This window comes from Flavobacterium hydrophilum (assembly GCF_003202405.1).
Taxonomy (GTDB): Bacteria; Bacteroidota; Bacteroidia; order Flavobacteriales; family Flavobacteriaceae; genus Flavobacterium; species Flavobacterium hydrophilum.
Genome location: NZ_QJHL01000035.1, coordinates 1 through 229, shown reverse-complemented (window position 1 = coordinate 229; position 229 = coordinate 1). Strand labels below are relative to the sequence as shown.

The window sequence follows — 229 nt, the reverse complement described above, 5'->3', positions numbered from 1 at the left end:
TTGCTACGATTTGCAGGTTCGCACCACTGATGATGAAAGCGCTGTTGTCTGTACTTCCTGCACCAGCGACCAAAGTGTAAGTGAAAGTATTTGCAGCATCAGCATCAACAGAAGATAAAACGCCTACCGTTGTTCCGCCCGCTACATTTTCGTTGATTGCCGTAGCAGAAAGTGCCAGGTCTGTAGGTACTTCGTTAAGGTTGTTTACATTGATAGTAAATGTTTTTTC

At 44.1% G+C, this 229-nt stretch carries 1 protein-coding gene; it reads right to left on the bottom strand.

Translation table 11 applies throughout. The annotated features are described in order from the left end of the window. Positions 1-229, bottom strand: a 229-nt coding sequence (locus tag DMB68_RS23535; RefSeq protein ID WP_196783725.1) for a hypothetical protein, incomplete at both ends; no start/stop codon positions are given.